23 protein-coding genes and 1 tRNA gene are annotated in these 25,974 nt (G+C 74.6%); 11 read left to right on the top strand and 13 right to left on the bottom strand.

Features of this window, described 5'->3' with window-relative positions; genetic code table 11:
* Positions 1-63 precede the first annotated feature (63 nt).
* From AC4H2G_RS17510 to AC4H2G_RS17480, 7 genes are all read right to left on the bottom strand, one after another.
* The gene (locus AC4H2G_RS17510; protein WP_494367005.1) at positions 64-891 is read right to left on the bottom strand and encodes an ABC transporter permease; all 828 of its coding nucleotides are present in this window, start codon (positions 889-891) and stop codon (positions 64-66) included.
* Positions 888-1,835, bottom strand: a complete 948-nt coding sequence (locus AC4H2G_RS17505) for an ATP-binding cassette domain-containing protein (RefSeq protein WP_494367004.1) — start codon at positions 1,833-1,835, stop codon at positions 888-890. The genes AC4H2G_RS17510 and AC4H2G_RS17505 overlap by 4 nt, the downstream gene beginning before the upstream one ends.
* Positions 1,836-1,961: 126 nt before the next feature.
* A complete protein-coding gene (locus tag AC4H2G_RS17500; RefSeq protein WP_494367003.1) occupies positions 1,962-3,320 on the bottom strand; it encodes an MFS transporter in 1,359 nt (452 codons plus the stop codon).
* Between the two features lie 63 nt (positions 3,321-3,383).
* Complete coding sequence (locus AC4H2G_RS17495; protein ID WP_494367002.1) at positions 3,384-3,932, bottom strand: MarR family winged helix-turn-helix transcriptional regulator; 549 nt, start codon at positions 3,930-3,932, stop codon at positions 3,384-3,386.
* 120 nt (positions 3,933-4,052) lie between these two features.
* The gene (locus AC4H2G_RS17490) at positions 4,053-5,315 is read right to left on the bottom strand and encodes an ABC transporter permease (protein WP_494367001.1); all 1,263 of its coding nucleotides are present in this window, start codon (positions 5,313-5,315) and stop codon (positions 4,053-4,055) included.
* Entirely contained in the window at positions 5,312-6,301 is a 990-nt protein-coding gene (locus AC4H2G_RS17485; protein ID WP_494367000.1) for an ABC transporter ATP-binding protein, read from the bottom strand. The genes AC4H2G_RS17490 and AC4H2G_RS17485 overlap by 4 nt, the downstream gene beginning before the upstream one ends.
* Before the next feature lie 68 nt (positions 6,302-6,369).
* Positions 6,370-7,242, bottom strand: a complete 873-nt coding sequence (locus AC4H2G_RS17480) for an alpha/beta fold hydrolase (RefSeq protein WP_494366999.1) — start codon at positions 7,240-7,242, stop codon at positions 6,370-6,372.
* A gap of 102 nt (positions 7,243-7,344) precedes the next feature.
* Here AC4H2G_RS17480 and AC4H2G_RS17475 point away from each other — a divergent pair, with 102 nt between their 5' ends.
* On the top strand, positions 7,345-8,013 hold the full coding sequence (locus AC4H2G_RS17475) for a TetR/AcrR family transcriptional regulator (RefSeq protein WP_494366998.1): 669 nt from the start codon (positions 7,345-7,347) through the stop codon (positions 8,011-8,013).
* On the opposite strand, the gene AC4H2G_RS17470 is transcribed toward AC4H2G_RS17475, so the two are convergent.
* Positions 7,982-8,581 carry a TetR/AcrR family transcriptional regulator gene (locus AC4H2G_RS17470; RefSeq protein WP_494366997.1) on the bottom strand — a complete coding sequence of 200 codons (600 nt, stop codon included), beginning with the start codon at positions 8,579-8,581 and terminating at the stop codon, positions 7,982-7,984. The two genes, AC4H2G_RS17475 and AC4H2G_RS17470, sit on opposite strands and share 32 nt — an antisense overlap.
* 297 nt (positions 8,582-8,878) lie before the next feature.
* Between AC4H2G_RS17470 and AC4H2G_RS17465 the strand changes: the two genes are divergently transcribed.
* From AC4H2G_RS17465 to AC4H2G_RS17420, 10 genes are all read left to right on the top strand, one after another.
* Positions 8,879-8,950, top strand: a tRNA-Gln gene (locus tag AC4H2G_RS17465).
* A gap of 30 nt (positions 8,951-8,980) precedes the next feature.
* Entirely contained in the window at positions 8,981-10,648 is a 1,668-nt protein-coding gene (gene glmU, locus AC4H2G_RS17460; protein WP_494366996.1) for a bifunctional UDP-N-acetylglucosamine diphosphorylase/glucosamine-1-phosphate N-acetyltransferase GlmU, read from the top strand.
* Between the two features lie 76 nt (positions 10,649-10,724).
* On the top strand, positions 10,725-11,708 hold the full coding sequence (locus AC4H2G_RS17455) for a ribose-phosphate diphosphokinase (protein WP_494366995.1): 984 nt from the start codon (positions 10,725-10,727) through the stop codon (positions 11,706-11,708).
* Between the two features lie 31 nt (positions 11,709-11,739).
* Positions 11,740-12,351, top strand: a complete 612-nt coding sequence (locus AC4H2G_RS17450) for an SIMPL domain-containing protein (protein ID WP_494366994.1) — start codon at positions 11,740-11,742, stop codon at positions 12,349-12,351.
* 122 nt (positions 12,352-12,473) lie between these two features.
* Positions 12,474-13,175, top strand: coding sequence for a GOLPH3/VPS74 family protein (locus tag AC4H2G_RS17445; protein WP_494366993.1), 702 nt, complete (start codon positions 12,474-12,476; stop codon positions 13,173-13,175).
* A gap of 311 nt (positions 13,176-13,486) precedes the next feature.
* Entirely contained in the window at positions 13,487-14,113 is a 627-nt protein-coding gene (locus tag AC4H2G_RS17440) for a 50S ribosomal protein L25/general stress protein Ctc (RefSeq protein WP_494367045.1), read from the top strand.
* A 138-nt stretch (positions 14,114-14,251) separates the two neighbouring features.
* On the top strand, positions 14,252-14,854 hold the full coding sequence (pth, locus tag AC4H2G_RS17435; RefSeq protein ID WP_494366992.1) for an aminoacyl-tRNA hydrolase: 603 nt from the start codon (positions 14,252-14,254) through the stop codon (positions 14,852-14,854).
* A gap of 121 nt (positions 14,855-14,975) precedes the next feature.
* Positions 14,976-16,175, top strand: a complete 1,200-nt coding sequence (locus tag AC4H2G_RS17430; protein ID WP_494366991.1) for a glycosyltransferase — start codon at positions 14,976-14,978, stop codon at positions 16,173-16,175.
* Complete coding sequence (locus AC4H2G_RS17425; RefSeq protein WP_494366990.1) at positions 16,172-17,950, top strand: tyrosine-protein kinase domain-containing protein; 1,779 nt, start codon at positions 16,172-16,174, stop codon at positions 17,948-17,950. The genes AC4H2G_RS17430 and AC4H2G_RS17425 overlap by 4 nt, the downstream gene beginning before the upstream one ends.
* Positions 17,947-19,128 carry a glycosyltransferase gene (locus tag AC4H2G_RS17420; protein ID WP_494366989.1) on the top strand — a complete coding sequence of 394 codons (1,182 nt, stop codon included), beginning with the start codon at positions 17,947-17,949 and terminating at the stop codon, positions 19,126-19,128. Before AC4H2G_RS17425 ends, AC4H2G_RS17420 begins: the two co-directional genes overlap by 4 nt.
* Here AC4H2G_RS17420 and AC4H2G_RS17415 read toward each other — a convergent pair.
* Genes AC4H2G_RS17415 through AC4H2G_RS17395 form a run of 5 tightly spaced genes read right to left on the bottom strand, consistent with a single transcriptional unit; the run spans position 19,076 to position 25,821 of the window.
* Positions 19,076-20,221, bottom strand: a complete 1,146-nt coding sequence (locus AC4H2G_RS17415; protein ID WP_494366988.1) for a glycosyltransferase — start codon at positions 20,219-20,221, stop codon at positions 19,076-19,078. The two genes, AC4H2G_RS17420 and AC4H2G_RS17415, sit on opposite strands and share 53 nt — an antisense overlap.
* On the bottom strand, positions 20,218-21,258 hold the full coding sequence (locus AC4H2G_RS17410; protein ID WP_494366987.1) for a glycosyltransferase family 4 protein: 1,041 nt from the start codon (positions 21,256-21,258) through the stop codon (positions 20,218-20,220). Before AC4H2G_RS17410 ends, AC4H2G_RS17415 begins: the two co-directional genes overlap by 4 nt.
* Positions 21,255-22,400 carry a glycosyltransferase family 4 protein gene (locus AC4H2G_RS17405; RefSeq protein WP_494366986.1) on the bottom strand — a complete coding sequence of 382 codons (1,146 nt, stop codon included), beginning with the start codon at positions 22,398-22,400 and terminating at the stop codon, positions 21,255-21,257. The genes AC4H2G_RS17410 and AC4H2G_RS17405 overlap by 4 nt, the downstream gene beginning before the upstream one ends.
* A complete protein-coding gene (locus tag AC4H2G_RS17400; protein WP_494366985.1) occupies positions 22,397-23,734 on the bottom strand; it encodes an O-antigen ligase family protein in 1,338 nt (445 codons plus the stop codon). Before AC4H2G_RS17400 ends, AC4H2G_RS17405 begins: the two co-directional genes overlap by 4 nt.
* Entirely contained in the window at positions 23,731-25,821 is a 2,091-nt protein-coding gene (locus AC4H2G_RS17395) for a glycosyltransferase (protein ID WP_494366984.1), read from the bottom strand. Before AC4H2G_RS17395 ends, AC4H2G_RS17400 begins: the two co-directional genes overlap by 4 nt.
* Positions 25,822-25,974 lie beyond the last annotated feature (153 nt).

Raw genomic sequence — 25,974 nt, 5'->3', positions numbered from 1 at the left:
ATGCCGACGTCGCCCGTCCCGATGCCGGGACGGGCGACGGCCGCACGGTCGACGCGGAGCGGATCAGCGGGCGGTCCGGCGGCGGTAGAGCACCGCGCCGGCGATGCAGCTCACCACGAGGAAGCCGACCAGCCAGGCGACCGCGGTGAGGATCGTCGTCGCGTCCGGCGCACCGCTCAGCAGGCCGCGGAACGACTCGATGATCGGCGTGAACGGCTGGTGCTCCGCGAAGCCGTGGAGCCAGGACGGCATCGTCTCGATCGGGACGAACCCCGAGCTGAGGTAGGGGACGAACAGGAAGATGAAGTTCACCGACTGCGAGGCCTCGACGCTCAGCACGAGGCCGAGGACCACGCTGAGCCACGTGAAGGTCAGCACGGAGAGCACCGCGAACGCCACGAGCCCGATCCAGTCGCCGAGGCCGGCGTCGGCCCGGAAGCCGAGGGCGTACGCGACCGCCACGACGACGACCGCGGACGCGAGGTTGCGGCCGATGCTCGCGACGACGTGCCCCCACAGGGCGGAGGGGCCGAAGATCGGCATCGTCTTGAACCGGTCGATCGTGCCCGACGTCATGTCCTGCGCGACACCGACGGCGGCCGTCGCCGACCCGAAGCCGAGGCACATGACGAGCACGCCCGGCACGACGTAGTCGATGTAGTCGTCGCCCGAGATGGCACCGCCGAAGATGACGACGAACACGAGCATGATCATCACCGGCAGGACGAACGCGGTGATGAGCCCGTCGATGCTGCGCAGCTGGCGCCGCGTCTCCCGGACGACCATCGTGCGCACGTCGCGCAGCGCGGTCGCGGGCGACTGGCCTGCGCGGGGTGCGGGAGCCCGCCGGGCCGGGTGCGCCGGCAGCGTGGTGGTGGCTGTCGTGGTCATCGTGCGGACTCCTTCGAGGTCAGGGCGAGGAAGACGTCATCGAGCGTGGGCTTGACGACGCTGACGCCGCTCACCGCGAGGCCGTTCGTGTCGGCCGCGGCCAGGACGTCGCGGATCGTGCGGACCGGGTCGTCGCTCGCTGCCGTGAGGGAGAGGTCCTTGTCGTCGGTCCCGGTGGTCGTGATCCCGAGTTGCGCCGCCAGCCCGACGGCGGTCGCGAGGCTCGCGTGGTCCTCGAACGCGACGCGGACGTGGTCGCCGGCGACGAGCGCCTTGAGCTCCGTGGCGGTCCCTCGCGCGGCGACGCGACCGTCGTTCAGGACGGCGATCGAGTCGGCGAGGCGGTCCGCCTCCTCGAGGTACTGCGTGGTAAGCAGGACCGTCGTGCCGTCGGCGGCGAGCCCGCGCACGACGTCCCAGAGCTGCGAGCGCGACGCCGGGTCGAGGCCCGTGGTCGGCTCGTCCAGCACGAGGACGGCCGGGTCCGCGACGAGGCTGATCGCGAGGTCGAGCCGACGGCGCATGCCGCCGGAGTAGGTCCCGACGCGGCGGTCGGCGGCGTCGGTGAGGTCGAAGCGCTCGAGGAGCTCGGCGGCGCGCCGCCGCACCGACCGGGGTGGCAGGTGCGCGAGGTTCCCCATCATGACGAGGTTCTCCGCGCCGGTCTGGAACTCGTCCACCGAGGCGTACTGGCCGGTCAGCGCGATGACCTCGCGCACGCGGCCGGGATCCCGCCCAACGTCGGCCCCCGCGATCGTCGCGCTGCCGGCGTCCGGCCGGACGAGCGTGGTGAGGATGTTGACGGTCGTCGTCTTGCCCGCGCCGTTGGGCCCGAGCAGCGCGAAGATCTCGCCGCGCCGCACGGTGAGGTCCACGCCGCGCAGCACGCGGTGGTCGCCGTAGGACTTCTCGAGCCCCCGGACGGCGATCATCGGTTCGTCCATCGCCTTCTCCTGTCGTCGGTGTGCGCCGCACACGAGGTGTAGACCGCACGCTGTGTGTATGAAGCAAACTATGTGTACACCATAAACACGTGCGAACGACGTCGTCAACGATTTGCCGTGAACTCGCTATCTCGGGGTGAGCGAGGGGCGGTGGCCCGTGAGCACGACGCCGATCGCGGCCATCACGAGCAGGCCACCGAGCACGACGGCGACCGGCGTCGTCCAGGTGCCGGTCGCGGTCTGCAGGGCTCCGGCCGCCGTCGGTGCGGCCGCGGCGAAGCAGTAGCCGACCGACTGCACGGTCGCCGACGCCTGGCGGCCCTGCCGGACCGTCGGGAACCGCTGCGCGACGAGCGTGAAGATCACGACGAAGTTCGCCGCCTGGGCGACGCCCGCCGCCGACGCCCACACGACCCACGCTCCGGGCGCGACCAGCAGGCCGACGGGCAGCGTGAGCCACAGGACGGCGACCACCACGAACGTCGTGCGCATCGACAGGCGGCGCGTCGCGAGCGGGACGGCGAGGCCGCCGAGGATCGCGAACCCCTGGAACAGCGAGGCGGCACCTCCGGAGGCGCTGCGCGGGATCCCCGCGAGGTCCTCGAGGATCAGGGGAAGCCACGCCGTGAGGGCGTAGAAGCTCGACGACTGCAGCGCGAACATCGCGCACAACCACCACGTGAACGGCGTGGCGAGCACGTGCCGCTCCCGGGCGGCCGTCGGGTCGGTCCCCGTGACGCCCTCGGCCGCCGCCGTCGCCAGAGCCGGGTCCTCCCTGGGCGCGCCGAGGTCCCGCGCGCCGAGGTCCTGCGCGCCGAGGTCCTGCCCGCCTGGGGGCGTCGTCGTGCCCGACGGCGGCCCGCCCCGCGAGCGGGCGGCCCGCCCCGCGGTCTCGCGGGGGACCGCACGGAGCCACCACACGAGCGCGACGACCGCGAGGACGCCCCACGACGCGAGCGCCCAGCGCCAGCCCACCGCGCCGGCGAGCGGCGCGGTGAGCGCCGTCGTGGCGACCGTCCCGACGTTGATCGCCGCGGTGTACAGGCCGGTCACCGTGCCCACGTGCCCGGGGAAGTCGCGCTGGGCGATCATCGGGACGGCGAGGTTCGCCGTCGTGATGCCGAGCCCGAGGAGCACGGTCCCTGCGAACGTCCCCGCCGCGACCGGTCCGGCGACGCCCGACAGGTCGGCCGAGCGCAGGAGCGTCCCCGCGAGGATCAGCACGAGCGCGACGGCGATCGCCGTGCGCAGCGACGAGCGGCCGAGGATCCCGGCCACGGCCGGCGTGGCGAGCGCGAAGCACAGGACCGGGATTCCGGTGAGGAGGCCCGCGGCGGCGGCCGTCAGGTGGAGGTCGGCCGCGACGTCGGACACCACGGGCGGGAGCGCGGTGAGCGGGGCCCGCAGGTTGACCGCGACGAGCAGGACGGCGACGAGCAGCACCCCGTCGATCCCGCCGCGGAACGCGCGAGCGGGCGTGGCCATGGGTCCTCCGGGTCCTGGGGCGGCTGCGCGCCAGGACGCGTCAGGGTCGCCCGGGCCCGCGGATCAGTCGTCGAACTGCCCCACGACTGTACGCAGGAGAGCGGCGAGGGCGGGTCGCTCGGCCGGCGCGAGCGTGTCGAGGATGCGTGCCTCGACGGTGAGCAGGTCGGTCATGGCGGTGTCGACCCGGTCGAGGCCGTCCGGCGTGAGCTCGACGAGGATCCCGCGACGGTCGTCGGGAGAGCGTCGGCGCTCCACGAGCCCGCGCGACTCGAGCCGGTCGATCCGGTTCGTCATCGTCCCGCTCGTCACCAGGGTCTGCGTGACGAGCGCGCCGGGGGACAGGCGGTAGGGGTCCCCGGCGCGGCGGAGCGCGGAGAGCACGTCGAACTCCCACGTCTCGAGGTGCGCGTGCGCGAACGCGGCGCGGCGGGCACGGTCGAGGTGGCGCGCGAGACGGTCCACGCGCGAGAACACCGTGAGCGGTTCGAGCTCGAGGTCCGGCCGCTCGCGCTGCCACGCCGCGACGATGCGGTCGACCTCGTCCGGTCGCCCGTCCGGCCGCCCGCCGTGCCGCTCGGGCGAGCGCGCGTCGTCGTGCTGCTGCTCCATGACGCGAGGGTACTCGACGTGTCTCGACGTCAAGACTCTTGACGGTGCGCAACCCTGCCGAACCCCGGGTTGTGCGCCGATCGCGCGGTCGATCGGACGACAACCCGGGGTTCGGCGGTGTCAGGAGGCGCGGAGGGCGTCCTTGAGCTTGACGCGGGCGCCCGTGCGCAGGACCGCGTTGGAGTAGATCTTCGCGGCGAGCCAGACGAGGATTGGGATGAGCGCGACCGACAGGCCGAGCGCGAGCAGCACCTCCCACGTCTCCGCGCTGCCGAGCGCGATGCGCACCGGCATGAGCAGCGGCGAGCACAGCGGCACGTACGACAGCCACACGACGAGCGGGTTGTCCGGGGCCCACGGGGCGACCGAGACGCCCACGATGTACGGCACGATCATGAGGAACGTGACCGGCGTGGTCACCGCGCCCACGTCCTCCTGCCGCGAGACCAGGGCGCCGAGCCCTGCCATGAGGAGCGCGTAGCTCACGAACCCGACGACGAACCACACGAGGGCCCACGCCGCGGCCGCGCCGAGGTCGATCGTCTCGGTGTCGACCAGCCCCAGGCCGAGCGCCGTCCCGACCCCGGCCACCACGACGAGCGCGACCTGGCCCAGCCCGACGAGGCCGATCCCGAGGACCTTGCCCGCCATGAGCTGCCACGGGCGCACCGTGGACAGCAGCAGCTCGACGACGCGGCTCGTCTTCTCCTCGACCACGCCCTGGGCGATGAGCTGGCCGCTGATCATGATGGCCATGAAGAGCAGGACGCCCGTGACGAGCCCGGTGACGTAGCGCGTCGGGTCGAACTCGCTCGGGTCGCCGATCGTGCGCACCGTCGGCGCGGCGGTCGCGACGTCGCCCGCGACCTGCGCGGGGTCGCCGCCCAGCGCGGTGACGGCGTCGGCGAGCGCGGACTGCTGCGCGAGGGTCGTGAAGACGGCGGTGAGACCGGTGGACAGCTCGGAGTCGACGACGACCGTGAGGTCGTCGGCGGAGCCGGTGACGAGCGCGTCGAGGTCGCCGTCGCGGACCTGCTGCTCGCCTGCCGCGTCGTCGGAGACCTCGACCGTCTCGATCTCGGTGCCGAGCGTCTGCCCCGTCGACGTGATCGCGTCCGTGAGCTCCGCGGTGGACGACGTCACGCCGACGCGCTCCGCGCTCGGTCCCGACGAGCTCGCCGCGTTGAGCACGAACCCGCCGAGCACGACCGCCCCGACGAGGATCACGGTCAGCCACACGAACGACTTCGACCGCAGGCGCGTCGTGATCTCGCGGCCCGCGACGAGGCGGATCGCACCCCACGGCGAGAGCGAGGCCCCGCCCTGGGCGGCGCGCTCGTCGACCGGCCTGTCGGTCTGTCGGGTGGGTCGGGTCGTGGTCATGCCGGCACCTCCACGGTGGTCGCCGCGGACGTCTCGTCCGCGGGGGAGCTCACGACGTCGCGGTAGAGCTCGGTGAGCGACGGGCGGACGAGGGAGAACTCGTGGACCGGGCCCGCCGCGAGCGCCGCGCGCAGCACGGCCTGCTCGCGCCCGGCGGCGCCGGCCGCGCCGTCGCTGCCGCCGGCCGTACCGGCCGAGCCGTCGGACGCGCCGGTGAGCTCCACCACGGTGCGCGAGCCCTCGAGGCTCACGGCCCGCGCGTCGGGCACCGCGCCGATCCACGTGGCGCCGGGTGGGCCGTCGACCACCCACCGCTGCGTCTCGGTCCGGCGCAGCTCGTCGATCGTGCCGACCTCGACCATCGTGCCGTCCTTGATGATCCCGACGCGGTCGCACAGCCGCTCGACGAGGTCGAGCTGGTGGGAGGAGAAGACGACGGGCACGCCCGCGGCGGCGCGGTCGCGCAGCACGCCGCTCATGACGTCGACCGCGACGGGGTCGAGGCCGGAGAACGGTTCGTCGAGCACGAGGAGGTCCGGGTCGTGGGTCAGCGCGGCGGCGAGCTGCACGCGCTGCTGGTTGCCGAGCGAGAGCTTCTGCACCTCGTCGCCGCGACGCCCCTCGACGCCGAGCGTCTCGGTCCACCGCTCCATCGCGTCGTGGGCGTCCCGGGCGGACAGCCCGTGCAGGCGCGCGAGGTAGGTGAGCTGGGCACCGACGGGCATGCGCGGGTACAGGCCGCGCTCCTCGGGCATGTACCCGATGCGGCGTCGCGCGGCCAGGTCGATCGGGCGGCCGTCCCAGCGGACCTCGCCGCCGTCCGCCGCCAGCACACCGAGCACGATCCGCATGGTCGTCGTCTTGCCGGCCCCGTTGGAGCCGACGAAGCCGAAGATCTCCCCGTCGCGCACGTCGAACGACGTACCGCGCAGGGCATGGACGGTGCCGTACGACTTGGTCAAGGAGTCGATCTCGAGAGTCGGCATGGCACCAGACAACCACCGGTACCGAGGGGCCACCCAGGACATTCGTCACGACCTGCCCGCGCGGGGCGTCACTCGTCGTGGGCGTGCAGGAAGGCCGCGACGCGGGGGAGCACCACCTCGGGGAGCTGCCACAGGACGCCGTGACCGCCGCCCGGGACGAGCTCCACGACGGCGTCGGGCAGGTTCTCGGTCACGCGCCGGCCGGCGGCGACCGGGTCGCCGAGCCGGGTCTGCGCCCCGAAGAGGGCGAGGGTGGGCGTGGTGATCGCGCGCAGCTCGGCATCGGTCAGAGGGCTCGGCCAGGGCGTCCGACGGCGGAAGCGCATCGCGGTGCGCGCGACGGCGCGGTCCTCTGCCGTCGACGCCGCACCGGGGCTCAGCCAGTCCTCGAGCCGCGCGAGGCGCCGGTCCGTCGGCACGACGGCGGTCGCCAGGATCCGTGCGAGCGCGCTCGCCGACGGTCTGGTCAGGGCGGTGATGCCCTCGCCGAGGGTGAGGCTCGCGAGCCGGTCCGGCGCTCGCGAGGCGACGAGCGCGGCAAACCACGCGCCCTCCGAGTAGCCGAGGACGTGGGCCCGTTCCAGGCCCAGGCCGTCGAGCAGCGCCTCGCCCCACGCCGCGTAGTCGGCAGGTCCGGTCAGCGGGGCGGTCTGCCTGCTCCGACCCGCCGTGCCGACGACGTCCGGCGCGACGACGACACGGTCGGCCGCGAGCTCCGCGACCACGGCGTGCCAGCTCAGGCTGTTGCCGTTGAGCCCGTGGAGCAGCACGAGCGGGGTCCGGTCCCCGGTGCCGGAGCGGCGGACTGCCGTCGGCCCGTACGGCGTCGCCACCTCGAGGACGGTCGACGGGAGCGGCCAGCGCGCCTCGAGCGCGCGGTAGGCGCGGTCGTACGCGGTCCGTGCCTCGTCGTCGGGAAAGTCGCCGGTCCTCGTCGCCATGATGCCCTCCTCGTTTTGATGGTATGACCGTACCATCAACGTGGTATGGACGTATCATCGTCCGACGGCGGACACCGCCGCGCCGTGCGGAGGAGGTGGCGCGTGCCACGACTGGTCGACCACGACGAGCGTCGGCGGCAGATCACCGGTGCGACCCGCCGCGTCGTCGCGCGCGACGGGCTCGAGGCCGCGACGTTCCAGGCCGTCGCCGCGGAGGCCGGAGTCTCGGTCCGGCTCGTCCAGTACTACTTCGGGAACAAGGAGGGTCTGCTCCTCGCGACCCATCGCGCGGTGATCGAGGACTCGGCGGCGCGCTTCGGCGATTCCGAGCACCGGCCCGGCAGCGGTTCCGAGCAGCGGCCCGACGGCGGGCCGCGCGACGTGCTCCGCGGGATCCTCCTCGCGCTCCTCCCGCTCGACGCGGCGCGCCGCGCGGACGCCGTCGTCCTGGCGGCCTTCCACGCCGCGGCGCTGACCGGCTCCACCGTGGAGGCCCGCGCGATGCTCGGGGCGCCGCGCGCGCTCGTCGAGGTCGTCGCCGCGCTCCTCCGGGGCGCTCGGACGCCGACCGGGAGCACGGCGGACCCCGCGGACGACGACCCCGCGCGGACCACGGCCGACGCCGAGCTCGTCCTCGCCACGACCGCGGGCCTGGTGCAGGGCATGCTCGCCGGTCACTACCTGCCGGACGACGCGCTCGGGCTCGTCGACCACCTGCTCGACCGGGTGCTGGGCCCGGTCAGTCGGTCTTCGTCAGCGCCGGCTTCTTGACCATGCCCGAGAGCCCGTTCCACGCGAGGTTCACGAGGTGCGCCGCGACGTCGGTCTTCTTCGGGCTGCGCGCGTCGAGCCAGTACTGGCCGGTGAGGGCCACCATCCCGACGAGCATCTGCGCGTAGAGGGGCGCCGTCCTCGGGTCCAGGCCGTTCGAGCGGAACTGGTCGGCGAGGAGGTGCTCGACCTGCGTCGCGACGTCGCCGATGAGGCTCGAGAACGTCCCGGTGGCCTGCGCGACGGGCGAGTCGCGCACGAGGATGCGGAAGCCGTCCTCGGACGCCTCGATGTAGGACAGGAGGGCGAGCGCGGTGTGCTCGAGCAGGACCTTCGGGTGCCCGCCACGGTCCAACGCGCCGGACAGCGCGGCGGTCAGCGCCTGCACCTCCCGGTCGACGACGACGGCGTAGATGCCTTCCTTGCCGCCGAAGTGCTCGTACACGACCGGCTTGGACACCTCGGCCCGGGCCGCGATCTCCTCGACGCTCGTCCCCTCGAAGCCCTTCTCCGCGAAGAGGCCGCGGCTCACGGCGAGCAGCTGCTCGCGTCGCTGGCTCGCGGTCATGCGGGAACGGGGGGTGCGTCTGGACTCGGCCACAGGGTCCATCATGCCGTGCCACGTCCTGCGGCCTGCGGCGCCGCGTCCCGGCCGGCCTGCGCCCGTGTGGCGCGGCCCACTGCCGGGGACGCGCGCGGAACGCCACGAGTCGGGCACGGGCGGCGTCGGGCACGACCGCCGACCTGGCAGACTGTTCCCGGACCGACCTGCCGCCGCGGCCCGGGCGCGATGCCCGGACCGGTACCCGACCGGCACGCGACCGGCAGGCGACCGGCACGCGACCGGCACGACGTCACGGTCCGTTCCGCCTTGGTGTAATCGGCAGCACAAGGGTTTTTGGTGCCCTTGGTCCAGGTTCGAGTCCTGGGGGCGGAGCTCGAGCCACCGATCCCGAGGGGTACATCCATGGAAGCTCAGCAGGGCACCGGCACCACCGTCGTCCCCGCTGCCGTGATCGTCCTCGCCGCCGGCGAGGGCACGCGGATGAAGTCGTCCACCCCGAAGATGCTGCACACGATCGCGGGCCGCAGCCTGCTCGGTCACGTGCTCGTCGCGGCCCGCTCGCTCGACCCGGAGCTGCTCGCCGTCGTCGTCCGGCACGAGCGCGACCGGGTCGCCGAGCACGCGCTGGGCGTCGACGCCGGGGTGCTGGTCGTCGACCAGGACGAGATCCCCGGGACCGGCCGCGCGGTGCAGTGCGCGCTCGCCGCGCTCGACGCGAAGGCGCACGCGCAGTTCCTCGTGCACGGCGTGCCCGACGGCGAGGAGGGCCGCGGGCTCGGGGACGGGCTCGAGGGCCCCGTCGTCGTCACCGCGGGCGACACCCCGCTGCTCGACGGCGGCACGCTCGCCCAGCTGCTCGCGGCGCACGTCGCGGACGGCAACGCGGTCACCATGCTCACGACCGAGCTCGCCGACGCGACCGGTTACGGCCGCGTCGTGCGCGACGCCTCGGGCGACGTCGCGCGGATCGTCGAGCACAAGGACGCGTCGGCCGACGAGCTGGGGATCCGCGAGATCAACGCGTCGATCTACGTGTTCGACGCGGCGGTGCTGCGTCGCGGCCTCGGCACGCTCGGTCGCGACAACGCGCAGGGCGAGGTCTACCTCACGGACGTCGTCGCGGCGGCACGGGGCGAGGGCGGTGTCGTGCGCGCTCTGCTCTCGGACGACCCGACGGTCGTCGAGGGCGTCAACGACCGCGTCCAGCTCTCGGTCCTGCGCGCCGAGCTGAACCGCCGGATCCTCGAGGACTGGATGCGCGAGGGCGTGACCGTCGTCGACCCGGCGACCATCTGGGTCGACGTCGACGTCGAGCTCGCGCGCGACGTGACGCTCCTGCCGGGGACGCAGCTCCACGGCGCGACCGTCGTCGCCGAGGGTGCGACGGTCGGCCCCGACACCACCCTCACGGACACCGAGGTCGGCGCGGGCGCGACGGTGACCCGCACGCACGGCACGCTCGCGGTGCTCGGCGCGGGCACGAGCGTCGGCCCGTTCGCGTACCTGCGCCCCGGCACGGTCCTCGGCGCGCAGGGCAAGATCGGCACGTTCGTCGAGACGAAGAACGCCGAGATCGGCGAGGGCTCGAAGATCCCGCACCTGTCCTACGTGGGCGACGCGACGATCGGCGACCACACGAACGTCGGCGCGGCGTCGGTCACCGTCAACTACGACGGCGTGCACAAGCACCGCACCGTCATCGGCTCGCACGCGCGCACCGGGGCGGACAACATGTTCGTCGCGCCCGTGACCGTGGGCGACGGCGCGTACACGGCTGCGGGCTCCGTGATCCGCCGCGACGTGCCCGCGGGCGCGCTCGGCGTCAGCGGGGGGCAGCAGCGCAACATCGACGGCTGGGTCGCGCGCCGCCGGCCGGGCACGGCCGCGGCGGAGGCCGCGGCGTCCGCTCGCGCGACCGACCCCGAGGCGCCGCCCGTCGGCGCCCAGGCGCAGGCGCAGCTCGCGGACCACTCCGCGGCCGCGGTCGCCGACCGCCCGACGCCGCCCGCGCCCGGACCCGACCTCGAGAGCACGCTCGACGCCCTGCGCAGCGCGCGCCCCACGGACTGACGCGGCAGACTCTGCCGCACGACGGTCCGCCCCCGCACCCCGACCGACCCACCCGGACACCGAAGGAACGCACCGTATGAGCAGCACGATCGCCGGAAACGGGGACAAGTCCCTCGTCCTCGCCTCGGGGCGCGCACACCCCGAGCTGGCCAACGACGTCGCGCGCGAGCTGGGCATCGACCTGCTGCCCACCACGGCGTACGACTTCGCCAACGGGGAGATCTACGTCCGGTTCGGGGAGTCGGTCCGCGGCGCGGACGTCTTCATCCTCCAGAGCCACACCGCGCCGATCAACCAGTGGATCATGGAGCAGCTGCTCATGGTCGACGCCGCGAAGCGCGCCTCGGCGCGCACGATCACGGTCGTGCAGCCCTTCTACGGGTACGCGCGCCAGGACAAGAAGCACCGTGGCCGCGAGCCAATCTCGGCCCGCCTCATGTCCGACCTGTTCTCCTCCGCCGGGGCCGACCGTCTCATGAGCGTCGACCTGCACGCCGCGCAGACGCAGGGCTTCTTCGACGGCCCGGTGGACCACCTGTGGGCCATGCCGATCCTCACGGACTACGTGCGCTCGCGCGTCGACACGTCGAACGTCACCGTCGTCTCGCCCGACGCCGGCCGCATCCGCGTCGCCGAGCAGTGGGCGGCGAAGCTGGGCGGCGGCCCGCTCGCGTTCGTCCACAAGACGCGCGACATCACGCGCCCGAACCAGGCCGTCGCCAACCGCGTGGTCGGCGAGGTCGAGGGTCGTGACTGCGTGCTCGTCGACGACCTCATCGACACCGGGGGCACGATCGCCGAGGCCGTGCGCGTGATCCTCGCGGCGGGCGCGAAGTCGGTCATCGTCGCCGCGACGCACGGCGTGCTGTCCGACCCGGCGGCGCAGCGCCTGTCCGAGAGCGGGGCGAGCGAGGTCGTCATCACCGACACGCTGCCCATCGTCGCGGAGAAGCGGTTCCCGCAGCTCACGGTCCTGTCCATCGCGCCGCTGATCGCGCGCGCCATCCGCGAGGTGTTCGACGACGGGTCCGTCACCTCGCTCTTCGACGGCAACAGCTGAGCGCTCTGCGGAGCGCGGGCGGGAGACGGGCATGGGCACCTCCGGCGTGACGACCACCGGTCAGGGCGCGGCGACGGCGGTGCCCGACGTCGCCGTCGTCGAGCTCGGCGCCGAGGCGTCCGCGCCAGGGGTCCAGGAGGCGCTGGACCGCGCGAACGCGGGCCTCGCGGCGGCGCGCGACGCGCTCCTCGCGGCGGGCGTCGCGGCCGCCGACCTGCGGACGTCGCAGACCTCGACGTGGACCGAGCAGCGCGAGGACGGACCGCGCACGACGGCGCGCCTCACCCTCCGCGCGACCGTGCGGGACGTCGCGGCGTCGGGTGAGGTCGTGCGCGCCGCGCTCGACGCGGCGGGCCCCGTGGCGCGGCTCGACTCGACGAGCCTCGCCGTCGGCGACCCCGGCCCGCTCGCCGCCGCCGCGCGCGAGGACGCGTTCGCCGACGCGCGCGCCCGCGCCGAGCAGTACGCGCGCCTCGCCGGACGCTCGCTCGGGCCGGTCGTCGAGATCCGCGAGGACCTGGGCGGGCCCGCACCCGTGCCGCGGCTGATGGCTGCGAAGGCGGCGGGGGACGCGCTCGTCGTCGAGCCGGGGACGCAGGAGGTCCAGGCGAGCGTCACGGTGCGCTGGGAGCTCGCGGACTGAGCTCGCGGACTGACGGAGGGGCCGGCGGGCCGCGACGGGCCCGGGCACACGTGCACGACGCACGGCCCGGCGGTGACATTCGGCACCTGTCACGCGCGCGGTGCCCCTCCTACCGTGGAGCCATGCTGATCCTCGAGGACTACCTCCTGCTGACGCTGGACGACGAGACGGGCAGGACCGTCGTCGACGCCTCCCACCGCGAGCAGGTCGCCGCAGGCGCGCTGCTCGTCGAGCTCGCGCTGCTCGGTCGCGCCGACCTCGCGGGCGACGGCGACGGCGGCCGCGTGGGGCGGATCGTCGTCCGGGACACCACGCCCACCGGGGACGACCTGCTCGACGAGGCGCTCGACGTCGTGCGGTCCAAGGAGGGGGCGAAGCCGAAGACGCTCGTCCCGCTCCTCGCGAAGCGCAGGCCCGCGGAACGGGCCGTCGCCGCGCTCGCCGGCCGGGGCGTGCTCCGGCGCGAGGCCGGCCGGATCTTCGGCATCTTCCCGACGACCCGGTGGCCCGCCGCGGACACCCGGCACGAGGACGCGGTCCGCCGCCTGCTGCGGCGCGTGCTCGTCGGCGGCGAACGGCCCGACGAGCGCACCGCGGCCCTCGTCGGCATCCTCGCCGCGAGCGGCCAGGCCGGGCAGGCGCTCGCCGCGGGTGGGGCGCTCGGTGCAGGTGCAGGTGCCGGTGAGGTCGACAGGCGGGCGAAGGAGGTCGCCGCGGGGAGCTGGGGGAGCGCGGCGCTCAAGGCGTACCTGGACGAAGTCGTCGCGGCGACGGTCGTCGGGGCCACCGTCGCCGCGACGACGGCCGCGGTGACGTCCGGCTGAGCGCGACCACGTGGCAGTCCGTGGCTCGGCGCGGGTTTCGTCGAGGCCGGAGACCCGGGTACAGTAGTCAGGTTGCCTCGGCGAGGGACGTCTGACGGCCGGCGAACGCGCACCACCCGCGAGGGGGAGCGCGAACCGGAGAGTCAGCCAGACCTGTTGGATCTCCGTAATCGACTGGGCGGTCGTCCTTCGCGCGCCCGTCACGTGTCCCGCGCCGACGCAGCCGCCCGTCCGGGAGGCCCTCTCACCGTCCGGACAGCCGACCGCTCCCCACTGGCGGCCGGCCCGCACAGTCTTCAGGAGTGATCCACGTGTCCGAGATCAAGCTCGCCGCCGAGACCCGCACCGAGTTCGGCAAGGGCGCCGCGCGCCGCGTCCGCCGTGCCGGCAAGATCCCTGCCGTCCTCTACGGGCACGGCAGCGACCCGCTCCACGTGACCCTCCCGGGCCACGAGACGATGCTCGCGCTCAAGCACTCGAACGCGCTCTTCTCGATCGAGCTCGAGGGCAAGGCCCAGCTCGCCATCACCAAGGACGTCCAGCGCGACCCGGTCCGCAACGTCATCGAGCACGTCGACCTCCTCATCGTGAAGAAGGGCGAGAAGGTCTACGTCGACATCCCCGTCCACGTCACGGGCGAGTCGGCCCCCGGCACGATCCACCTCGTGGACCTGCAGGAGCTGTCGGTCGAGGCCGAGGCCACGCACATCCCCGAGTCCGTCGAGGTCTCGATCGAGGGCCTGGTCGCCGGTGAGACCGTCTACGCCCGCGACGTGAAGCTGCCCCAGGGCACCACCCTGGCCTCCGAGGGCGACCTCGCCGTCGTCTCCATCTCCGTGCCGCAGGACAACTCCGCGGACCTCGACGCCTCCGAGGCCGAGGCCTCGGCCCAGGCGGCCGTCTCCGAGTCCGCTGCCGAGAGCACCGAGTCGGAGTGACCTGAGCCGTCGAGAGCCTCGACGGCGCGGCACCCGCCGCTCCACGCGACGGACGCCCGGTACCGTGACGGTGCCGGGCGTTCGCGTGCCCGCCCGCCGGCGCCGCGCACGGAGACCACTGGTGAAGGACGAGGTGACATGACCGACCAGCCCTGGCTCGTCGTCGGGCTCGGCAACCCCGGGGACCGCTACGCGGCCAACCGGCACAACCTGGGCCACATGGTCCTCGACGTGCTCGCGGGGCGGGCGGGCGTCCGCTTCGCGCGGCACCCGCGCGCGCAGGCCGCCGTCGCCGAGGGCCGGATCGGCATGCTCCCCGGCGGCCGACCCGGGCCGCGCGTCGTCCTCGCCAAGCCGTCGACGTACATGAACGTGTCCGGCGGGCCCGTGTCCGGCCTGGCGTCGTACTACGGCGTCGACCCGGACCACGTGCTCGTGGTGCACGACGAGGTCGACATCCCGTTCGGCGCCGTCAAGCTGAAGATCGGTGGCGGCGAGGGCGGGCACAACGGCCTGCGCGACATCACCAAGGCGCTCGGGACCAAGGACTACGTGCGCGTGCGCGGCGGCGTCGGCCGCCCGCCGGGCCGCATGGACACCGCCGACTACGTCCTGAAGAACTTCTCCGGCGTGGAGGCGAAGGAGCTCCCGTTCCTGCTCGACGACGCCGCCGACGCGGTCGAGATGATCCTCACCGACGGGCTGCTCGCCGCCCAGGGGAAGTTCCACTCGAAGGTCTGACGGGTACCGGCGCGCCTGTTTCACCCGGGTGATGTCCCGATTCGCCCCCGTTGTCCCTGGGGGTCCGACCTAGGCTGGTCGGGCCGGGCCGAGCCGAGCACGGCCAGGGCGGGGAGGTGCCATGACGGAGGGTGTCGCCCTCGCGCACGACTACGCGACCCAGCGTGGCGGCGCGGAGCGGGTCGCGCTGCTGCTCGCCGACGCGTTCCCCGGCTCACCGATGTACACCACGCTCTACGACCCGGCGGGGACCTTCCCGGAGTTCGCCGACGTCGACCTGCGCACGTCCGGGCTCGACCGCGTCGGACTGCTGCGCCGGCACCACCGGGTCGCGCTCCCGCTGCTCGCACCCGCGGTGGACCGGCAGCGCGTCGTCGACGCGGAGGTGCTGCTCGCGTCGTCCACCGGCTGGGCGCACGGCTACCGCGGCGCAGTGCGGACCGTCGTCTACTGCCACGCGCCCGCGCGGTGGCTCTACCAGCGGGACCGCTACCTCGGTCCGGACGGCGGGAGCGTCGCGGACCGGGCCCGACGCCGCGTCGCCGCCGCCGCGCTCGGCCTCGCCTCGCCGGCACTGCGCCGGTGGGACACCGCGGCAGCGGCGCGCGCCGACGTCTACCTCGCCAACTCGACCGTGACGCAGCGCGCGATCCGGGACGCCTACGGGATCGACGCCGAGATCCTGCCCCCGCCCCCCGCGATGCTTCCCGCCGGTCCGGAGAGCCCGGTGCGCGGCGTCGAGCCCGGGTTCCTGCTGTGCGTCGCGCGCCTGCTCCCGTACAAGAACGTCGACGTCGTCGTCGAGGCCGCCCAGGAGACGGGCCGCGAGCTCGTCGTCGTGGGCGACGGGCCGGACCGGGCGCGGCTCGAGGCGCTCGCCGCCCGCTCCGCGTCGTCCGGCGGGAGGGCCGCAGGACGTGTCCGCCTGCTCGGACGGGTCGACGACGCGACGCTGCGGTGGCTCTACCGGAACGCGGCCGCCCTCGTCGCGGCGTCGTACGAGGACTACGGGCTCTCGCCGCTCGAGGCCGGGGCCTTCGGCCGGCCGAGCGTCGTGCTGCGCGACGGCGGGTACCTCGACACGGTCGTGGACGGTGCGACCGGCGTGTTCTTCGACGCGCCGCGCGCCGATCTCGTCGCCTCGGCGGTCGAGGCCGCGACGGGACGTGCGTGGGATGATGACGCCGTGAGGCAGCATGTGTCGGGCTTCGGACGCGAGCGCTTCGTCGAGCGCCTCCGACGCGTCGTCGACGACCAGCGCGGCGTGGTCCGGAGCAGCTCGACCGCGAGCGGGACCGTCACGGAGAGGGGTGAGCGATGACGATCCGGGAGTTCCTGCGCACGGTGTGGGCCGGCAAGTACTACGTGCTCGCCGCCGTGCTCGTCGTGATGGCCGGGGCCGCGCTCTACGTCGAGCGCCAGGACCCCGTGTTCGAGGCGACGGCGACCGTGCAGATCGTCGCCGCCGAGTCCGTGCCCGGAGTGAACCAGCAGGCCGCGTCGGTGACGGTCGACACGGACCCGGAGGCGGTCCGCGCCCCCGACGTGGTCGAGCCGGCCGCGGCCGCGCTGGCCGACGGGACCGACCCCAGGACGCTGGCGGGTGCGGTCCAGGGCTTCTACAACGCGGAACTCCTGACCATGGACGTCATCGCGCAGGCCGGGGACGAGGCGAGCGCGGTCCGGCGCGCGAACGCCACGGCCCAGGCCTACATCGCCTACCTCCCCACGATCCTCGACACCCAGATCGCGGCGCTCGACGAACGCCGTGACGCGCTGCGCACGCAGCTCGACGCGATCCAGGGCGGCCTCGCGGCCAACCCGGACGACCCTCTCGCGCAGGCGGAGCGCGACACGATCGTGGGGCAGTACCAGGCGATCTCCGCGCTCCACAGCACGTACGAGTCCATCGTCACGCCCGGGGTCCTCATCGACCCCGCGACGTCCGCCGTCCCGCTCGGGATGCCGACCCCCCTCGTCCTGGCGATCGCCCTGCTCGCGGGTCTGGTCGCCGGGGTCGGCCTCGCGTTCGCGCGCCGGGGGCTCGACCTGCGGGTCCGCACGACCGCCGAGGCGGCGGCCCTCGCCGGCACGCCCGTGCTCGCCGAGCTGTTCGACGTGCGCGGCGCCGACAAGGAGTTCCGCCGGACCGGCAACCTTCCGGTGTCGAGCAGGCACGCGTCCCCGTTCACCGAGTCCGTCCGCGAGCTCCGGACCGCGGTGCGCGTCTCGCTCGGCGACGCCCCGCACGCGGTCGCCGTCGTCACGGCCGCGGACCCGCACGCGCCGCGCGCGTTCATCACCGCCAACCTCGCCGCCTCGTTCGCCCTCAGCGGTCGACCCACGATCGTGCTGTGCGGCGACCTGCGCAGACCGCAGCTGGCCGACCTCCTGCCGGCGCCCGACGGCTGGGACGGGTCGCCGAGGGAGCTGCGGCCGACCAGGATCCCCAACCTGCGCCTGATGCCCGTGCACGACGACGAGATGGACCCCGCCGACTTCCTCGCCACCGCGCGGGTCCGCGCGCTCGTGGAAGGGCTGCGCGAGAAGGCCGCGATCGTCGTCATCGACGCGCCCCCGGTGCTCGCCGCCGCCGACGCGACGATCCTCGGCGGGTACGCGAACGGCGTGGTGCTCATCGCCTCGGTCGAGAAGACCGACCGTGCCGTGCTCCAGGAGGCAGCGGAGCGGCTGCGGATCAACAACGTCCCGCTGTCGGGGATGGCGCTGTCGGGCGTCAAGGGCGACCGCCGGATGACGTACGCGTCGTCGTACGGGACCGACGCGCCGCTCGTCGCGGCCTCGTCGTCGGAGAGCGCGGACGAGTCCTCCGTGCAGGCCACGCCCGACGCGACGCCTGACGACCCCGCCCCCGAGAATGCCCCCGCCCCGGAGAACGCCGCCGAGCCCGTGACGGAGAACGCGGCCCCTGTGACGCGTGCGGCGGCGCGGACTCGCAAAGAAGGTGCGCGCGAGGCCGCCCGGCGCCTCGAGCCGCAGTGGGCGAAGGTCCCCGCCTCCGAGGCCGAGAGCATCGACGGCGAGGACGCCGAGGAGGCCGCACCGAACATCCGCCGCCGACCGTTCCGCTGGTGAGTCCTGGCGAGCGCCCGGTGCGCGTGCTCGTCCTCGACCACACCGCGAAGCACAGCGGCGCCGAGCTCGCGCTCCTCCGGCTCTGCGAGGCGCTCGACGCGTCCGTCGACGTGCGCTGCGTCCTCTTCGAGGACGGCCCGCTCGTCGGGGCGCTCCAGGAGCGCGGGGTCCCGACGACGGTGCTCCCGCTCGACCCGGCGGTCGGCGGCGCGTCGCGCGACGCCGTCGCCCGGCCGGTCGGCGGGCTCGTGCGGTCCGTCGTCCGCACCCTGCGCTTCGAGCGCGACCTCGCGCGCCTCGTGCGCCGGTCGGCGCCGGACGTCGTGCACACGACGTCGCTCAAGGCCGACCTCCTCGCGCTCGTGCCCGCGGCGCTCGCCCGACGACCGCTCGTCTGGCACGTGCACGACCGCGTCGCGGACGACTACCTCCCGCGACCGCTCGTGGTGCTCGTCCGGCTCGCCGCCCGGCTGCCGCGCGCCCTGATCGCGAACTCGCGCGCGACGGCGCAGACGCTTCCCGGCGCCGCGGTCGTCGCCTACCCGGGCCTCGCGCCCGGGCAGATCCTCACGACGCGCCGCGTCGCACCCTCCGGCCCGCCCGTCGTCGGGATGGTGGGCCGCATCGGCCCGACGAAGGGCCAGCGCGAGCTCGTGCGTGCCGCGCCGGAGATCCTCCGGTCGCACCCCGACGCCACGTTCGTCGTGGTCGGTGCGGCGACGTTCGGCGAGGACGCGTACGAGGCCGAGGTGCGCGCCGAGGCCGAGCGCCTCGGCGTCGGCGCGCGCGTCACGTGGACCGGCGCCGTGCCCGACCCGACGCCGCAGCTCGACCGCCTGAGCGTCGTCGTGCACGCCTCACCGGTGCCCGAGCCGTTCGGTCAGGTCGTCGCCGAGGCGATGGCACGCGGCGTGCCCGTCGTGGCGACGGACGCGGGCGGCGTCCCCGAGATCGTGGGGCGTGGTCCCGACGCGCTGGGCACGCTCGTGCCGCCGGGCGACGTGGCCGCGCTCGCCGCGGCGGTCGTCGGCGTGCTGGACGACCCTGCGGGTGCCGCCGAACGGGCCGAGCGCGCCCGCGTCGCCGTCGTGGACCGCTTCTCCGTGGCGCGGACGGCCGCGGTCGTCACCGGCGTGTGGCGACGTGCCGCGTGGTCCGGTCGACGACGGCGGCCATGAGCGCCGCCTGACCGCGCCAGGTCGGTACCGCCACCGACCCGTCCGTCGCGGGCGGGGGCTGTTCGAGGGCGTCGCGGACCGCCTGCGCGAACTCGCTTCCCTCGGCCACGACGACGCGGTCGTCTCCGACGTCCCGGAACCCGGCGACGGGCGTCGAGACCACGCGACGGCCCACCGCGCGGTACTCGTAGGCCTTGATGGGGTCGAGGCTGTCCGTGAACGCGTCGACCACGTGCGGGACGAGCAGCACGTCGGCGTGCTGGAGGTACGCCGGGACGTCCGACCACGGCCGGGCGCCGAGGACCACCACGCCGGCGTCGTCCAGGGCCTGCACGGACTCCGGCCCGACGTCGACGACCGGCCCGACCAGCACGACCGTGCCGGTCCCTGCCGCGGCGCGCGCCGTGTCGAGGAGGAGCGGCACGTCGAAGCGGTCCGGGTGGACCGTGCCGGCGTAGAGCGCGACGCGACCGTCCGGCAGGTCGACCGGTCGCGGGTGCGGCGTCCGGTAGCGCTCGAGGTCGACACCGTTCGTCACCAGCGTCACGTCCCGCCGGGCGCCCTTCGTGCGTTCGAGGCCGGCGGAGCACACCACCACCTCGGCGCAGCGGGACAGCAGCAGCTCTTCGTCGTCGACCAGGCGCCGGTGCTCGTGCGGGCCGCGGTCGGCGGACAGCCAGTCGTCCGTGACGTCGTAGAGCGACGGCCAGCCCGTCCGGTCGAGGACGCTCGCCGCCGAGGGGTCGTTGATCCACAGCACGGGCCGGGACATGCCCAGCCGCCGTGCCGTGCGCGCCGTCGCGCGCGCGAGGCGCCGGTCCGCCCACGGGTCGACCCGACGGGGGAGGGGTTTCGTCGGCTGGAACAGCCAGAGGCGCCCGTCCGGGACGCCCGGCAGCGAGAGGGCCGGACGCAGGCCACGCCCCACGCGGGGCACCGCGCGGCGGCTCAGCGTGTGCAGCGGGTCCGCGGCCGGCTCGACGAACAGCACCCGGAGCGTGTCGTCCGCGCGGAGCAGTTCGGTCACGAGGTACTGGTTGCGCCGCCAGACGGCGTCCCACGCCTCGAGCGACATCACGACGACGTCCGTCACGCTCCCTCCAGGACCCGGCGGTAGACGTCGCGGGTCGCGGCGACCTGCGCGGCAGGCGTGTAGAGCGTGCGCTGACGATCCTGCTCGCCCCGGGCGACGTCGTCCCGGCGCGCCGGGTCCGCGGCGAGCCCGGCGAGCGACCGCCCGGCCGTCGCGGCGTCGGCCGCCGGGTAGAGCTGGTCCGCGTCGAGCCCGCCGAGCAGCTCGGCGTGGCCGCCCGCGTCGGCGGCCACGACCGGCAGACCGGCGGCCATCGCCTCGAGCACGCTCAGGCCGAGCCCTTCGACGGGGCACGGCGCGAGCAGCATCGCCGCGGACGCCATGAGCTCCGGGACGTCGTCGCGGCGCCCGAGGAACCGCACCGAGCCGCCGAGGCCCAGGACCTCCACGAGCTCCGCGAGCTCGGTGCGCAGCGCGCCGTCGCCCGCGACGTCGAGACGCCACCCGGCCACCGCGAGGCCGGAGGCCTGGAACGCGCGGAGGGCGACGTCGGTGCGCTTCTCCGGTTCGAGGCGCTGCGCGACGAGGACGACCGGGTCGCGATCGGCGGCGGGCCGCGGTGCGCGGGGTCCGTCCGCGACGCCGGGAGGCACGACCACCGTCGGGCCGTCGACCGCCCCGGCGACGTACCTGCTGATCGCGATCTGTGCGGCGAGCGGGCGGCGCGCGAGAGCCGCCACGACCGGACCGAACCGGCCGGTGCCGCGACGCCGGGCGAAGTGACGGGTCGTGACCACCGGGCCGACGCCCGACCTCAGCACGGTGGCGGCGGACGCGGCGAGCTCCGCCGCCGTCATGTGCACGTGGACGACGTCGGCGCCCGGCCCGAGGCGCACGAGGGCGTCGAGCACGTCGCGGGTCGTCGCCGCGGGTACGTGGCGGACCGGTTCGGGCGTGAGGTCACGGCGCACCGGCCCGGCCGCTCCGCCGACCACGACGACGTCGTCGCCCGCCGCCGACTGCGCGCGCGCGAGGCGTGCGACGTGCCGCTCCACGCCGGCGAACCCGTCCGAGCGGACCGCGTGCAGCACCTTCATCGAGCCTCTTCTCCGTGACGTCCGCGCAGGATCTCGTCGAACAGGTCGAGGTACCGCGCCGCGACGACGTCCCAGTCGTGCGCCTCCGCGGTGGCGCGGGCGGCGGCGGACAGGCGCTCCCGCCCGGCGACCGGCTCCGCCGCGTACCTGTCGAGCGCCACGCCCACCGAGGTCGCGTCCGACCGGACGACGAACCCGTTCTCGCCGTCGACGACGATGTCGGGGACGTAGCCCACCGGGGTCGCGACGACGGGGAGCCCGCAGGCCAGGGCCTCGAGCACGACGAGGGCGTTCGCCTCGTACGCGCTCGGCAGGGCGAGAAGGTCCGCGGCGCGGAACCACGGCGTCGGGTCGTCCACCGTGCCGGCGAGGTGCAGCCGGCCGGACGCCGTCAGATCGACCGCCTCGCGTCGGAGGTCCGCCAGCATCTCCGGGCTCCCGCCGACGACGGCGACGTGCACGTCGGCACGCGAGCGCGCGGCCGTGACGAGGAACCGGAGGCCCTTGCGGTCGAACTCGTGGCCGACGAACAGCACGACGAGCGCGTCGTGGGGGATGTCCAGAGCGCCCCGTGCGTCCCGTCGCTCGGGCTCGCTCGCCGGACGGAAGCGCCGCGTGTCGACGCCGTTCGGGATGACGACCGTCCGGGGCCGCACCCGCCCGTACGCCCGGCGCAGGGTGTGCTCCTCGGCGCGGGTCAGGCTCGTCACGACCTCGTGGACGGGGCGCGAGTACCGGAACCGGTCGCGCGTCGCGGTGAAGAGATGGAGGGGGTTGCGCACCATCCGCCAGGCGTACCCGCCGCGAGCACGCATGGACTCGCTGAGGATCCCGTGGTTCACGTAGACGTCGCCGAAGAGGACGTCGTTGTGCGTCACGACGACCGTGTCCCGGGCGCCGCGCCGGTAGGCCGCCCTCGCACGCCACGTCCCGACGACCGAGAACCACACGACGCGCGCGGCGAGGACCACCTTGCCCCGGAGCCCTCCCGACGGCTGCGGCAGCCAGCCGCCGCCGGCCTCGACCATCGTGAAGCGGTCGGTCTCGACGCCGTCCGCCTGCCAGGCCTGCTCGAGCGCGTACGCGACACCCCCGACGCCGGAGCCGGGAGCGATCTCCGGCGCGATCTGGACGACCTTCATCGACGGGTCGCCTCCATCTCCCGGACCGACGGCAGACCGCCGTCGGGATCGATCGTCACCAGACCGGAGCGGAACGCCTCGCGCGAGCGCGCGTAGGCCTCCGCGCCCACGCACACCCCGACGAGCGCGAACGGGAGCGTCACGACGATCGCCGACCAGAAGAGGTCGAACTGACCCTGGACGAACCGCGCGAGCAGCACCGTGACGGCGAGGGTGCCGAAGCGGGGGTTCATCCGCCACAGCACGATGAAGCTCCCCAGGAAGAGCACGAGGAACCCGGCCAGCCCGACGGCGCCCGCGGAGGACAGCACCTCGAGCTCCGCGTTCGGCGGCTGGAAGCCGTACTGCGTGCGACCGGCGGTCCACCAGCGCAGGCCCACCCCGAACCACGGGCTCGTGCGCCAGACCTCGAGGGCCTGCTGGTACCAGGTGAGGCGCTGGTTCGCGGAGTTGAACTCGTTGCCGGACGAGAGCTGCTCCTGGACGGCGAGCCACACGAACCAGATGGCGGGGATCGCGCCGAGGAGCACGAGCTTCGACCGCTTGCGATCCGGGTCGGCGCGCAGCGTGATGATCATGACCCCGACGGCGAGCCCGACGAGGGCCTGGCGCGCCTGGGACGCGACGACGCCGATCGTGCAGAGGGCGAACGAGAGGTGCGCGAACCAGCGCGGCCAGCCGACCCACCACGGGCGCGCGTAGCCGACGAGGGCGGCGATGCCGAGCACGCACCCGACGAAGTTCTTGTGCATGCCGTAGGGCCACGTGAGGTAGACGGGGCCGTCGTACCCGGCGGCGAGGTTCTGGAGCGCCGCGACGCACGTGAGGACGGCGATGACGAGGCAGGGGACCATGAGCAGCGTCAGTCCGACGCGTGCGCGGCCCGCGCGGCCCACGGCCCAGCCCACGACGAGGGCTCCTCCCGTCGACATCCAGGCGTGGAACCACTCGACGGTGTTGGCGAGATACGGGTTCGCGATCACGGTGAAGAGCGTCGTGACCTGGTAGAAGGCGGTGAGCCACAGCAACGAGCGCAGGGCTGGCGAGAACGGCCGGGGCGCGAGGACGAGGGCCGCCCAGAACGCGGCGAACACGGCGACGTCGCTGAGGGTGAGGTCCACCCCGCCGCCGCCCACCCGCTGGACCACGATGATCGCGGGCATCGCGAGGACGGGCAGCGCGACCGGCTCGTACGCCGTGAGGCCGACGACCAGCACCGCGGCGGCGGCACCGACGGCATAGGGCGTGTACGCAGGGACCAGGAAGCCGATCAGCCCGAGGACGGCCGTGATCGCGACGGTCCCCACGAGCCATGCGGCGGAGCGCCGGATCACGGCGACCCCGTGGGGCGCAGGCGCCGCTCCGCTGCCGCAGGTCCGGCCAGGTAGAGCCGGAGGCGCGACCGGGCGGCCCGGCGCGTGTCACCGCGTGCCGCGACGGACCGCGCCGCGGCCCCCGCGACGGCGCCGGTCCGCGCGACCGCCCAGCCGAGCGTGCCGAAGTGCTTGCGCTGGAAGTGCTCCTGGGAGGCGTAGAAGTGGGTGTCGCGGCGGGTCGGGTCGGAGCTCGTCGCACCCCCGAGGTGGACGGCGACGACGTCGTGGTCGACCACGTGCCGCCAGCCCGCACGGTTCGCGCGGTAGGCCCAGTCGGTCTCCTCGGCGTAGAGGAAGAACCGCTCGTCGAACGGCCCGACGGCGTCGAGCGCGTCGGCGGACAGGAGGAGCACCGAGCCGACGACGAAGCTCTTGTCGGCGGGTGAGCGGCGCAGCCGTCCCAGACCGACCGCCTCGACCCACGCCGCGAGGGGCGACGGGTACGGCCAGACGACGCGTGCCGGGTGGCCGTCGCCGTCGACCTGGACCGGTCCGACGCTCGCCGTCCTGGGCCCGGCGTGGAGGGTGCGCTGGAGGTGGAGCACGTCCTCCGCGCTCACGACCGCGTCCGGGTTGAGGAGCAGGACGTCGCGGCCCGGCGCCTGCCGGTGCGCGAGAGCGTGGTTGACCCCGGCGGCGAAGCCGCCGTTGCGGCGCGGGTCGAGGTAGCGACCCCCGGCGAGCTCGACGATGTCGCGGATCTCGGCCAGGGAGGAGTTGTCGACGACCGTCAGCGGGAACTTGCCCACGAGCGGCTCGAGAGCCGCACGGACGAGCCCCGGGGAGCCGTACGCGACGAGGACGACCTCCGGCGCGGCCACGTCCTGCTCGGGCTCGGCGACGTGGTCGGACTCGGCGGCCGAGGCCGGCGCCGGGGTGTGCGGCCGGCCCGTGACGGCCGTGTAGATGTCCAGGTATCGACCGGCCACCTCGGACCACGAGCACTGCGCGGCGCGGCGCAGCCCTGCCTCGCGCAGGGACGCGGCCAGGCCGGCGTCCGACGTGACGCGCACGAGCGCCGCGTGCAGCGCCGCGGCGTCGTCGGGCGGGACGAGGAGACCCGCGTCCGCGACGACGTCCGGCAGCGCGCCCGTGCTGGTCGCGACGACGGGGACGCCGCACGCCATGGCCTCGACCGCGACCCGGCCGAACTGCTCGACCCATCCGGACGTCTCCCGGGAGGGCACCGCCAGGACGTCGAGCGTGCGGTAGAAGTCGGTCAGGGCGTCGCCGTCGACCGTCCCGACGAAGTGCACCCGGTCACCGAGCGGCTGGGCCCGCGCGCGCAGCTCCTCGCGCTGGGGGCCGTCACCGGCGACGTGCAGCTCCAGCCGGTCGTCGGTCGCGACCGCGTCGAGCAGGACGCTCACGCCCTTGTGCGGCGCGAGCCGCCCGACGTAGCCGACGACCGCGCGACCTGTGCGCGGCACGGCCGTCGCCGTCGGCAACGACTGGGCGGGACCGGGCGGGGAGGGCCGCCGGGCGGGCGAGAAGGCCTCGGGGTCGATCCCGAGCGGGATGGTCTCCACGAGCCCCCGTGCGCCCTTGCGGCGCACGATGCGACCCGCCTCGTCGTTGCACACGGAGACGGCCGCGGCGTGCCGCAGGGCGAGCGCCTCGAACCAGCGGAACGGCCAGGGGTAGCGCTTGTCCAGGTTCTGCGCGGAGTACAGGACGTACGGCGCGAGCGGCGCGGGCCTCCGGCCCCGGACGCGGTCGACCGCGCGGCGCAGCCGACGCAGGACGAGGATCTCCGCCGTCGCGAGCGCGAACGGTTCCTCGTGGAGGTCCAGGACGTCCCACGGCTCGCCGAGCGCGCGCCACAGGGGGCGCGGGTCGTAGAGGAACAGCGCGGGGTGGGTGCCGAGCGTCGCGACCCCGGCGACCGGCTCGCCGGGCCGGGGGTCCAGCCGGACCCGGGCGCCGCCCTCGTCCCACGCACGCGCCGAGAGGAGGCGGACGTCCACGCCGGCCCTGCGTAGGTGCCGCTCGCGCTCGCGCCACGCCGTCACGACGGCGCTGTGGGAGACACGGAGGACCTTCACGCTGCGATTCTTCCCCAGGGCACCCCCGCTGCGGTCGCCTGCGAGCGGATATCACCCGGTCGATCTGCGCCGGTCCGTGCGATTCCGGCGTGCTCGTGCGAATTCCACCCGCTCGGGGGCTTCCGTCGCGGGCGAGGCTGAGTAAGTTCGGTC

The sequence above is a fragment of the Cellulosimicrobium sp. BMG9.23 genome, assembly GCF_059159985.1.
The sequence above is the reverse complement of the archived record's forward strand: the minus strand, read 5'-3'. Positions and strand labels throughout refer to the sequence as shown.